The following is an 11,724-nucleotide window of genomic DNA, read 5'->3' on the forward strand; positions in this document are numbered from 1 at the left end:
GGCGTCAGGCACGAAACTGCCACGCCGCCCCCCGTCGCTGCGAATTGCGGGGATGTCGGCGGCGGCGTGGCAGTTTCGTGCCTGACGCCGTACCGATCACTCCACGACGAGCAACGGATCGCCGGCCGCGACCTCGTCGCCGTCGCCCGCGACCAGGCGCACGACGCGCGCTCGCGCCGGGAGGCCCGCGCCTTCGTAGTGCACGTGGCTGAAGGTCTTCATGACCTCGAGCAGACCGATCGTGCGGCCGGTGACGATCTCGTCGCCCGCTTCGACGAAAGCCGGATCGCCAGGCGCCGGGCGGTGCCAGAAGCGACCGGCGAACGGCGCGCGCACGGCGAGACCGCCCTCGATCTCGTCGACGACCTCCTCCTCGGCGTCGATCGCGCCCTCGAAGGCGTCGAGCTCGTACAGCACCTGGCCGTACTCGACCGGCTCGAGGTAGCGGTTCGGCGCGGCGTTCGCGATGCGGCCGATGACGCCCGGCGGCACCACCAGTTCGGTGAAGTTGCCCAGGGTTTCGAGCACACCCGCGTTGGCGTCCGGCGCCAGGATCTGGCCCTTCGGGAGCGCCTGGCCGAACCAGCCGACACCGGGCGACAAGAGGCGCACGCGGCCGGCGCTGGCTTCGGACGCGCGCTCGACGATGAGGTGGCGACGAGTCTTCATGCGCGGGGCTCCTGCAGAGCGGCCGCGTCGTGCAGCGACCAGATCCTGGGGTTCTTGGTGCGGCGGTAGCCGGTGGCCTGCCACGAGGTCTCGGCGAACAGCTCGAGCCACTCGCGCAACTCGCCCACGGGCACGATCTCGTCCGTGTCCATGCGCGCGGCCGCGGCGTACGGGTCCATGTCGGCCTCGATGCGCGCCTCGGTCTCACGCATGCCGGCCTCGATCTCGGCGCGTTCCATCGGATCGTCGCTGATGATCTCGAAATCGTCGTCGAGCTTGGTGTTGAAGGCCGCGATCGCGAGCGTGCGCCCCTCCATCACCGACAGACGCGTGAGCGGCGTCGACAGCTGCACCACCGGTTCGTGCGGCATCCCGCTCATGGCGTAGAAGCCGGCGCCCGAGGCCTTGCGCAGCAGGATCGTGAACATCGGGACGGTGTTCGTGCTGTTGGCGTAGATCAGGCTCGAGCCGTAACCCAAGAGTCCTTGCCGTTCCGCCTCGACGCCGATGTCGAAGCCGCTGATGTCTTGCAGCCACACGATCGGGATGCCGTCCTCGTTGCAGGCGCGACTCATCGACGCGACCTTCGCGATGCCCTCGCGGTAGAGGATGCCCGCGGGCTTCTTCGCGCCGCGTCGTTCCGGGTCGTCGATGAGACCCTGACGGTTGCCGATGAAGCCCATGAACAGGCCATTGACGCGACCGACGCCGACGATCACCTCGCGCCCGCGATCCGGCCACAGCTCCCAGAACAGGCTCTGGTCGACGAGGCGCGCGATCACCTCCTCGGCGTCGTAGGCCACGCGATGGTCGGGCGGTAGGACGGCGCGCAGTTCGCGCGCGTCGAAGGTCGGCGCGCTGGCGTTCGCGCCGTGGCGGTAGAAGTCGAGCGCGGGCGACGCGAGCTTGCCGATCTCGCGCCGGATCATCGCGATCGCGGTCTCGTCGTCGGGCGCGCGCTCGTCGGCACAGCCCGACAGGTGCACGTGCACCTCCGGCCCTCCGATGTCGAGGCTCGACAGCTTCATGCTCTTGGCGCCCTTGATGAGCGCCGCGCCGGCGATGACCATGTAGGCCTGCTCGGTCATGATCACGCGGTCGGAGATGATCGGCATGTAGCCGCCGCCCGCGATGCAGTCGCCGAACACGCCCGCGATCTGCGGTACGCCGTCGGCCGCCAGCAGCGAGTTCTTCTTGAAGATGTGCCCCGCGCCGGTGCGACCGGGGAACGAGCGCGACTGCTCGGGCAGGAACAGACCGGAGCAGTCGACCAGGTAGACGACCGGCAGGCGCAGGCGTCGCGCCATTTCCTGTGCGCGCTGGATCTTCTCGGGCGTCTGCGGCCACCAGGAACCGCTCGCGACCGTGTTGTCGTTCGCGATCACCATGCACCAGCGACCTTCGACGCGCGCGTAGGCCGTGACGACACCGGCGGCGGGGCTCTCGAGCTTGCCGAACTTCCGCCCGTAGTTGACGAACGTGCCGACCTCGAAGATGCGGCTGCCCGGGTCGATCAGGTGCTCGATGCGTTCGCGCGCGGTCCACTTGCCCTTCGCGTGGACGCGCTCGACGTACTTCTCGCCCCAGCCCGCGCGAACGGCGGTGCAGCGCTCCTCGAGCACGGTCTCGTGCTGCTTCGCGCCTTCCAGGTGTTTGGCGATCTCGCGCGGTTCGAGGGCGTCCTCGAGGCCGCGGCCGATCGGTTGCATGGGGAGGTGGGCCATCGCGTGCTCGTGTGTCCTTGCGGGAGTGGGGGGCGCGGTCGCGTCCGGGATCAGCCGTTCCAGCCGGGCAGGCTCTGGGTGTCGTAGGTGCCGCTTCGGAACTCGTTCGAGGCGAGAACGGCCAGGTGCACGGCGATGGTGGTGTTGACGCCCTCGATGCGCGTCTTCTCGAGGCACGCGACCATGGTCGCGATCGCCGCGGCGCGCGTGTCGGCGTGCACGATGACCTTCGCCAGGAGCGAGTCGTAGTGCGGACTGACCGTGTCGCCCGCCTCGAGGTGCGTGTCCACGCGCACGGTGCCCGGTCCGACGTCGGTCGCGAAGTCGAAGCGCTCGAGCGTGCCCGGCGTCGGTCGGAAGTCCGCGTGCGGATCCTCGGCATTGATGCGGCACTCGAGGGCGTGTCCCTTCGGCGCCACGTCCTCCTGTCGCAGGTCGAGCCGGTGATTGGCGGCGATGCGCAGCTGCCAGGCCGCGATGTCCACACCGCACACGAGCTCAGACACCGGGTGCTCCACCTGCAGGCGCGTGTTCATCTCCATGAAGAACAGCTCCTTGGTGGTGGGGTCCATCAGGAACTCGATCGTGCCGGCGTTCTCGTAGCCGAGCGCGAGCGCGGCCTCGATCGCGCGCCGCCCCAGATCGCGCCGTCCGGCGTCGTCGAGCGCGGGCGAGGGCGCCTCTTCGATCAGCTTCTGGTGGCGGCGCTGGATCGAGCACTCGCGCTCGAACAGGTGCACGCCGTGCCCGAAGCGGTCGCACAGAAGTTGCACCTCGATGTGCCGTCCGCCGGTCAGGTAGCGCTCGAGGTAGAGGTCGCCGTTCGCGAAGGCGGACTCGGCCTCGGCGGAGGCGGCCGAGAAGGCTTCGTCGAGTTGCGAGGCTTCGTCGCAGCGCCGCATGCCCCGGCCACCGCCGCCGGCGTCGGCCTTGAGCAGCAGCGGATAGCCGGATTCGGCCGCCGCTGCGCGCGCCGCGTCGATGTCCTTCACCAGGCCGACGCTGCCGGGTACGACGGGCAGGCCCACCGAGCGCATCGCTTCCTTCGCCGGCGACTTCTGCCCCATGCGCGCGATCGCATCGGCCGAGGGACCGACGAAGGTCAGGCCGAGCTCCCGCGCCTGGGCGGCGAAGCGCGCGTCCTCGGCCAGGAAGCCCCAGCCGGGGTGCACCGCGGTGCAGTGGGTCTGGCGCGCGGCCTGCAGCACTCGCGCGCCGTCGAGGTAGCTCTCGCGCGCGGACGCCGGCCCCAGGGTCACGACCTGGTCGAAGACCTGCGTCCACGAGGCGTCGCGGTCGGCCTCGGAGACCACACCCACGGGCGCGATGCCCAGTTCGCGCGCGGCGCGGGCGATGCGCACGGCGACTTCGCCGCGGTTGGCGATCAGAATGCGTCGGAACACGGAAGGAGGCCGGGACGGGGAGGACGGCGGCGAGGCCGGATGGGGGCGGACGAGGGGCGGCACGCGCGGCGCGCCGGCCCGGCAGTGTAGGGGCGCGATCCGAAGGTCCAAGGACGAGCGGTCGCTACCCTGGGCGCGATGGGGAGGTTCCAGCTCAGTCCGCGCGTCCGCGGCCCGCTCCGTGCGCTCTTCGCCGGTTGGGCGGCGGTCCTCGTGGTGCACGTCACGGCCGCTGCGGCTGCCGGGCCCCGCGCCGAGGCACGATCGGTCCTCGGCCCGTCGAGCGGCACCGTTCCGAGCGGCACCGTTGCGAGTGGCACCCGTCCGAGCGCCAGCGCGTCGGCCGCCGAGCCCACGCGCGACCTCGGCGCGCTGCTCGCCGCCCTCGAGGCCGGCGGGGCGGACGAACGGCAGCGCGCCGAGGCCGAACTGTCGGCCGCGCTGACCCCGGCGGCGGCGCCCGAGCTCGTGCGTTGGATCGGGACGGCATCGGCCGAGGGCCGCGCGCGCCTGTCGTCCGCCCTCGCCCGACGCGACGCGCACCTCGGGCTCGTCCTCGCGCTGGGTTCCGACGACGACGCGACCCGCGCCGTCCTGCGCGCCGCCCTCGACGGCATCGTCGCGCGCTTCGACGTCGGCCTGTTCGGCGCGCCGCTCACCGGCTACGGCCTCGGGCTGCACTTCGAGCGACTGGTGCGCGACCAGGCGCCGCCGCTCGGGCGACTCGACCTCGCGCAGCACCCGCTCGACGTGGCGCGCGACCTGGCGCGGTGGGGCGGACTGCCGCTGCGCCTCGTCGTGGATCCGGTGCTGGCCACCGCGCCGGCGCCCGTGGAACGAGCGGATCTCGAAGTGGTCGGGGACTGGCGCGGACTGCTCGAGGGACTCGGTGCGCTCGACCTGACGCTCGAGGGGCATCTGCTCGAACCGGAGTCGGATCTCGACGAGCCGCGCGTCCTGTTCCTGCGCGTGACGCGGCGCGGCCTCGAAGGCACGGCGACCGGGCGCGAGCTCTTGGAGCGCTGGCTCGTGCGGTCGGGCGAGTCGCTCGAAGCCGCGCGCGCGTTGGCGTCGACCGGTTGGCCCGCCGCCCAGCAGTTGCTCGTCGAGCGACTGCGCGCGACGCGCGATCCGATCGCGTTGCGGGCGCTGGCCTGGGGCGCCGAGACCGGCGTCTTCCCGCTCGGGTTCCCGACGCGCGCGGACGCGAACCTGATGCTCGAGCGGGCGCGCGCCGACATCGCGACCGGCGACGGAACGCTCGCGCGCGACGTTCTCGAGGCGCTGGTGGCGTTGCCGCGAACCGCGCTCGACGGCGAGTCGCTGTTCGACCCGCAGGAGCTGCTCGATCTCGAAGCGGGACTCGAGCGTCCAGCTCGGCTCGCCTTCGAACTGGAGTGGATCGGACGCGCGCGACTGGATCTCGAGGGCGTGGCCGAGCGCCTCGCGAGTCTCGTCACCGCTGCGAAAACGCCCGTCCATCTGCGGCGTTCCGCGCTCGCCGCCTGGGCGCGCGTGCGCGAGGAACCCGCACCTGTGCCGGCGCGCGCCGCCGAGTTGGTGCGCGCGACCGAGCCTGGCGCGGACGCTCGCGAGACGCTGGAGATCCTCGGCGCCAGTGGTGCGCCGCTGCCCGCGGAGTGGCGCGCGGGCGACCTGACCGGTCTCGGCGAGCGCCCCTCGGCCACCGCGTTCGCCGTCGCTCTGGGCTGGTGTCTCGCGCGCGGCGACGAAGCGGCGTCCGCGGCGGTGGTCGCGCGCGCGCTGGCCACCAGCGACGAGGCGCGCTTCACCAGCGGCGGCGTGCGCGCCGCCCTCGCGGACGTGATCGGACTCGTGCGCGGGCGCGGTGGCGACGCGCTGTGCGCCGCGGTGCTCGAGCGCGCCGCCGCCGAATCCGTCGCCGCGGCCGAACGGGTCGAGGAGGTCCGCGCGCTGTCGGGGTCGATCGGCGTCGACGAGGACTCCCGACGCGAGGACCTGTACGCGCGGGCCGTCGCGCGCCGCGGACCGACGGGGCACGGCGATCCCGAGCTGCTCGCGGCGCTGGTGGTCGGATCGACCGGCGACCGCGCGCGCTCGCTCCTGTTGGGCGAGTTCGTCGGAGCGTGCGACGAGGGCGGAGGGCCGCTCGACCGCGCGGCTCGCGAGCGCGGCGAGCGCGTGCTCGAAGCCCTGGCCCGCGCGATCACCACGCGGCTCGCGGCCGGCGAGGACGCGTCCGCCCAGCGTTTCGCGAGCTCGGTCCAGAACCTGGCGCGCCAGCGGGTCGCCCAGGCGGGCGGCACCGAGGGCGCCGAGTTGGCCGCCCGCGTGCTGTCACCGTCCTGGCCGCGGCCCCTGGGCTGGGAGCCGACCGACCTCGCGCGGCCGGGCCCGATCCGCAGACCGTAGGCTCGGTCCGCGCGTGAGGGCCTCGTGGCCCGCCCCCCGCGCGGCCGATAGCTCCGGACGACCCATGGGACTGCTCAGACGAACTCGCGAGATCCAACCGCTCGTACCGCCGGACCCCGAGGAAGGGGTCGGCGTGCCGCTCCAGGCGGAGGAGTTGGTCGTGCTGCAGCGCCCGCGTTCCGAGCAGGCCGAGCAGTTCCGACGCCTGGCGTCGTCGCTCGAGGCGCTCAATCCCGACGGCGCGCCGCGCACCGTGATGGTCACCAGTTCGGTCGAGGGCGAGGGCGTCACCGTCGCTGCGCTCAACCTGGGACTGGCCTTCCGCGAACGCCCGCGCCGCCGCGTGCTGATGGTCGATGCGAACCTGCGCAAGCCCGGCATCGAGCGCTATCTCGACCTGCCGTTGCGTCAGGGCTTCAGCGAGCTCGTGCGCGACGAACTGCGACTCGACAAGGCGATCCGCAAGACGTCCATCGAAGGCTTCGACGTGATCGGAGCCGGCGAGCTGCCGACCAACCCGGCCCAGGTGCTGCGCGGCGATCGCGTGCGCACGCTGCTCGGCCGCTTGAAGCAGAGCTACGACTACGTGGTGCTCGACACGCCGCCCGCGCACACGTTGACCGAGCCGCACCTTCTGGGTGCCGTGTGCGACGGCATCGTGCAGGTCGTGCGTCTGCGCACCACGCCGCGCCACCTGGTCGAGGAGACCAGCAGCCAGCTCGAGTCGATGGGCGGCAACCTGCTCGGCGTGTGCCTGCTCGGGGCGTTCGGGGAGTAGCGCTACCCAGCGACACGGCGTCCGACTCCGTAGCGCTCACCGTTCGCGCGGCATGGACTCGGTGGGCGGACCGAACAGCGGGTAGCGCCAGTCCTCGCCCAGCAGGGACTCGATGCGAGGCATGCGTGACGTGACACGCTCGTCGGACGGGTCGAGGCCGAACTCGAGCCGCTTCTCCCTCGGGTCGGACGTGAGGTCGACGAGTCCGAGTGCGGCGTCCACCTGGAGGAGCTTCGTGCCGTCGCGTTCGATCAGCGCCCAGTCGTTCCTTTTCAGGTTCCGCATGCGGCCGTTGTTCGGTCGGAAGATCTGGACCCAGGCGTCCTCGCGGTTCGACTCGCCGCCCGAGAGCGTCGCGGCGAACGAGATCGAGTCGACGAGCGCGCCGGGAGAGGGCGTCCCACCCGCCAGCTCGAGCGCCGTCGCTGGAACGTCGACGATCTGGACGAGGGAGTCGTCCGTGCCCGCGACGACGCCCGCACCGACGGCGAAGAACGGGACGCGCACGCCACCCTCGAACACCGTCGACTTGTAGTCGCGTTCGGCGCGGGTCGGCGGTCGGCACTCCAAGGGGGTGCCGTTGTCCGAGAGGATCAGGACCACGGTGCGTTCCAGATCGACCGAGTCGAGGACCTGGGTGATCGCCGTGTCCAGGGCGGCGAGCGCGCTCTCGTACCGACCCCTCTGGTTCGAGCCGAGTTCGAGTCCGTCCGGCACGAGTCCGCTGCGGATGGCATCGCTGAACGGTTCGTGTGGAGCGATGAAGGAACACATGGCCAGCTTCGGCGATGCGGTCGCGTTCCACCACTCGAGGAGCGCGTCGCGAATCGCGACCGTGGTGTACGTGCGGCAACGGCTCACCCGGCCGTCGTCGACCCGCTCCCAGTCGTAATGGCCTCCGCTCATCGGGAGATTCGCCGGCGATCCGGCCCGCCACGTGGCGTACCCGAAGGCCAGCGGGCCGACGAATGGCTCGACCGAAGCACTGCCCGTCGCGTGCCACTTTCCGAACGCTGCGGGCGTGTAGCCGTGCTTCGCGATCTCGTTGGCGATGCTCGGCTCGCCGAGTCGGGCACCGATGTCGGTCGTCTCTCCCTCTCGGAGTGCGCCACCGATGAACGCTCGGTGGGGCAGGCGTCCGAAGTGCAGCATGTAGCGCGACGGGCTGCAGGTCGGCGAGGCGTAGAACCTGGTGTAGCGCCTTCCGATTCCGGTGCCGAGGTTCGCGAGCGTCGGCGTCAACTCGGGGCGCAGGTCCTCCCAGCCGCAGTCGTCGATGACGAGGACCAGCACGTCGGGTCCGGCGGGTTCGGACGCGACCTGTTCCGGCTCGACCGGCTGAGGCCCGGGCGACGGCTCGCGCGAGCAGGACACGCATCCGAGGGATGCGACGGCGAGCAGGGCGGTCATCAGCCGCGCTCCGGAGCGGGGTCTTCGATCGTGGTGCATGTTTCGGCGCGAAGCGCTCGTCCGAGTCCATCGACGTCTCTGCCGCCACCAGCGGCGCGGATGCTACTGGGCGTCGCCTCGCCGAGCGACAGGTACTGGGCCCACGGTTCGGTCGCCTGCGTCGACCCGGTTCGGTGCACCCGCGGCCGACTGCGAGTGCCGTGGGGCCGGCGGTGCGACGCGCGAACCCCGACGCCGCTAGACTCCTGGTGCTCGCCGCGTCCCCAGCTCGCTCCTCGCCATGCCTCGTCCCCGTTCCTCCGCTCGCTCGTCGCCCTCCTTTACGGCACAGATGGGGAGAGCTGCGTCGGCCGCTCCGACTCCGCCGGACCAACGGCGCAGTCATCCGCTCGCCGCTGCGGTCAAGGCTCTGCTGATCGCCGGGTCGATCCTCGTCCTCGGCGTCGTCGCGCTGTACGCGATCGGGCAGGAGCCAGCGGTCGCCGCTTCGGTCTTCCTGTTCGGCGTGGTGGGTGCGGGCGTGCGCATCACGCTCGGCCTGGTGCTCGTTTTCTTCGCGGGCGTCGAGTTCTTGCGGCAACGCGGGACCGCCGTCGCCGCGGACCGGGTCTACGTCGCACCGGCCTTCGCCGGAGCGCTCGGGCTGGGCTTGGTCGGGGGGACCGGCGGGGGGCTGGCCGCGATCGCGCTGGCGATCCCGGCCAGTGCTCTGATCTGGCAGAGATCGGCCGCGTCGCCCGCGGTGGCGAGCAAGGACGAGGCGAGCGATCGTGGTCCCGCCGAGCACGAGATCGGGGACTCCCTCGGGGTCGAGCGACCCGCGGCGGGCGACGACGTCCCGCACTGAGTCGTCGCGGGGGACGTTGGACGCGAGGCGGGGGGGCGGGCACCTGTCCGAACGCTCGCTCCCGCCACCGCATCGCCCCGTCCGGCACCCGTGGCGCGCCCGGGCTCCATCGCGCATCCTGCATCGATGAAGTACCACGACGGAGTTCTCGCAAGGCCCGGCGCCGCGGCTCTGGGCCTCTCCACGACGGCCGGACTCGCACTCCTCGCACTGGTCGGTGGGTCGGTCCTCGCATCCGCTCGGGATGCCGTGCCCCAGGATCGGACCGATCCCCAGGACGTCGCCCGCACCAACGAACCCGTGCTCGACCGCACGCCGAAGGTCCACACGGCTCGCGACGCGCGCGCGCTCGGAGTCGGTGCGTACGTGGCCGATGGAACGGGAACCGCGCTCGACGGCACCGAGGTGTCGTGGCGCCGCGGGGCCGGTGAACGCGGCACCGTCGTCGTCCTGACCAGCCTGACCTGCCCGCTGTGCAAGAAGTTCGCGCCGGCGGTGGCGCGGGCGGAGAAGCGCTTCACGAAGGATGGCTTCGGTTTCGTGCACGTGGGCGTGAGCGGCCTCGACACGGCCGACGCGCTGCGCGAGCACGCCGCGCACCAGGGGCTCGAGGGCCTCGTGCTGAGCGACGCGGACGGCGCGCTGGCCGAAGCCTTCGACGCCGAGATGACCACGGAAGTCTTCGTGGTCGACGCCACCGGAACGTTGCGCTACCGCGGCGCGCTCAGCGACCAGTACGGGCTCGGGTACGCGCTCGACGCGCCGCGTCACAGCTATCTCGACGACGCGCTGACGGCGCTGATCGCGGGCGAGGAACCGAGCGTCGTCGCGACCAGCGCGCCCGGGTGCATCGTCGAACGCGCGGTCGTCGCGGAAGCGGGGGCAGCGAGCGCGGAGCCCGTGACCTACGCGCGCCACGTCTCGCGTCTCGTGCAGAACACCTGCCTCGAGTGCCACCGCACCGGCGGCGTCGCTCCGTTCGCGCTCGAGTCCTACGAGGACGTGGCGCGGCGTGCGTCGATGCTGCTCGCGGTCGTCGAGGACGGCACGATGCCGCCCTGGTTCGCGGCGCGGTCGCACGGTTCGACCGACGGGGACGGCACAGGCAGCACGTTCTCGAACGATCGCTCGCTCCTGCCGCACGAGGTCGAACAGCTGCGCGCCTGGGTCGCGGCCGGCAAGCCCGAGGGCGACGCGAGCGAACTGCCCGCGCCGCGCACGTTCGACGTGAACGGCTGGGAGTTGGGCGAACCCGACGCGGTCTACGCCCTGCCCGAGGCGTTCGAAGTGCCGGCCGAGGGCCGGGTGCGCTACCAGTACACGGCCGTGCCGACGGGACTCGAACGCGACCGTTGGGTCAGCGGCATCGAGGTCCGGCCGGGAGCGGTCGAAGTCGTGCACCACGTTCTGGTCTGGGCCGTGCCGGCCGAAGCGTTCCGGGACGGTCTCTTCGTCGACTGGGATCGCATCGACGAGCGGCGCGGGTTCTTCGCCGCCTGGGCGCCGGGTGCCGGGCCGGTGCTCTATCCCGAAGGTCAGGCGAAGTTCCTGCCGGCGGGCTCGGTGATGATGTTCGAGGTGCACTACACGCCGAACGGGCGCGTCACCTCCGACCGCTCGAGCATCGGCGTGCACTTCGCCGACGATGGACCGGACTGGAAACCCGATCACGTCGTGCGCGTCGTCGGCATCAGCAACCGCGGCATCGAGATTCCGGCCGGCGCCGACGCCCATGCCGAACACTCGAGCGGCGTCGTCGCCCGGCGCATGAAGATCGAGTCGTTCCTGCCGCACATGCACCTGCGCGGGAAGAGCTTCCGGTACGAGCTCGAGGGACCGGACGGCACGCGTCGGACGCTGCTCGAGGTACCGGCCTACGACTTCAACTGGCAGCTGCGCTACGAACTGGCCCGGCCGCTCGAGGTGGCGCCCAGCTCCGTGCTGCGCATCGCCGGCGTCTTCGACAACAGCCGGAACAACCCTGCCAACCCCGACCCCGGGACACAGGTGGGGTGGGGGCTGCAGACCGAGGACGAGATGCTGATCGGCTTCGTCGAGTACGTGCTCGTGGACGAGGACCTCGCGCTGCCGGCGGACGAGCCGCTGATCCTCACGTTCGATCCCCGGACCACCGATCAGCTGCGCGGCCTGGCGGCGTCCAACGACGGCGAGGTTCCGCGCGACCGCTTGCGGGCGAGGTTCCACCCGGCCTTCGACCTGCTGGATCGCGACGGCGACGGTCGGCTCGACACGGACGAGCTGCCGCTGTTGCGTCCCGAGTGAACGGGGCGCTGGCCGAGCGAGCGCGTCGCGCTCGGCCGCGACGCGAAGGACCGAATCGCTCGCGGTGCTGCGCACGGAGCGACTCGGCCCGTGCCGACCGCGGTGCCCGTGCTCGGACCGGGGCCTCGGACCGGGGCCTCCGACGCGCGGAGCCAAGGGTGCGCGCGGATGGCGCGATTGAACCGATTCCTCGGTGGCAAACGCGCGGCGGTCGCC

At 72.0% G+C, this 11,724-nt stretch carries 8 protein-coding genes; 4 read left to right on the top strand and 4 right to left on the bottom strand.

The window, feature by feature from the left end; translation table 11 throughout:
- Positions 1–96: 96 nt before the first annotated feature.
- The 3 genes from Pla163_RS04650 to Pla163_RS04660 are packed head-to-tail and all read right to left on the bottom strand — an operon-like array spanning position 97 to position 3,796.
- Entirely contained in the window at positions 97–669 is a 573-nt protein-coding gene (locus Pla163_RS04650) for a biotin/lipoyl-containing protein (protein ID WP_145184301.1), read from the bottom strand.
- Positions 666–2,393 carry an acyl-CoA carboxylase subunit beta gene (locus Pla163_RS04655; protein ID WP_145184304.1) on the bottom strand — a complete coding sequence of 576 codons (1,728 nt, stop codon included), beginning with the start codon at positions 2,391–2,393 and terminating at the stop codon, positions 666–668. The genes Pla163_RS04650 and Pla163_RS04655 overlap by 4 nt, the downstream gene beginning before the upstream one ends.
- 50 nt (positions 2,394–2,443) lie before the next feature.
- Positions 2,444–3,796 (bottom strand): acetyl-CoA carboxylase biotin carboxylase subunit, encoded by a 1,353-nt coding sequence (locus Pla163_RS04660; RefSeq protein WP_145184307.1) that lies wholly within the window; start codon positions 3,794–3,796, stop codon positions 2,444–2,446.
- A gap of 138 nt (positions 3,797–3,934) precedes the next feature.
- Between Pla163_RS04660 and Pla163_RS04665 the strand changes: the two genes are divergently transcribed.
- Positions 3,935–6,190, top strand: coding sequence for a hypothetical protein (locus tag Pla163_RS04665; protein WP_145184310.1), 2,256 nt, complete (start codon positions 3,935–3,937; stop codon positions 6,188–6,190).
- 64 nt (positions 6,191–6,254) lie between these two features.
- Positions 6,255–6,968: a CpsD/CapB family tyrosine-protein kinase gene (locus tag Pla163_RS04670; protein WP_145184314.1), complete on the top strand. Its 714-nt coding sequence runs from the start codon at positions 6,255–6,257 to the stop codon at positions 6,966–6,968.
- A gap of 36 nt (positions 6,969–7,004) precedes the next feature.
- Here the strand turns inward: Pla163_RS04670 and Pla163_RS04675 are convergent, their stop codons facing one another.
- Positions 7,005–8,378: a sulfatase family protein gene (locus tag Pla163_RS04675; protein ID WP_419186323.1), complete on the bottom strand. Its 1,374-nt coding sequence runs from the start codon at positions 8,376–8,378 to the stop codon at positions 7,005–7,007.
- A gap of 280 nt (positions 8,379–8,658) precedes the next feature.
- Here Pla163_RS04675 and Pla163_RS04680 point away from each other — a divergent pair, with 280 nt between their 5' ends.
- Both Pla163_RS04680 and Pla163_RS04685 read left to right on the top strand, forming a co-directional pair.
- The gene (locus Pla163_RS04680; protein WP_145184322.1) at positions 8,659–9,225 is read left to right on the top strand and encodes a hypothetical protein; all 567 of its coding nucleotides are present in this window, start codon (positions 8,659–8,661) and stop codon (positions 9,223–9,225) included.
- Positions 9,226–9,351: 126 nt separating this feature from the next.
- Positions 9,352–11,508 (top strand): redoxin family protein, encoded by a 2,157-nt coding sequence (locus tag Pla163_RS04685; protein ID WP_145184325.1) that lies wholly within the window; start codon positions 9,352–9,354, stop codon positions 11,506–11,508.
- The last annotated feature ends 216 nt before the right edge of the window (positions 11,509–11,724 follow it).

Source organism: Rohdeia mirabilis (genome assembly GCA_007750655.1).
Classification (GTDB): Bacteria; Planctomycetota; UBA1135; order UBA1135.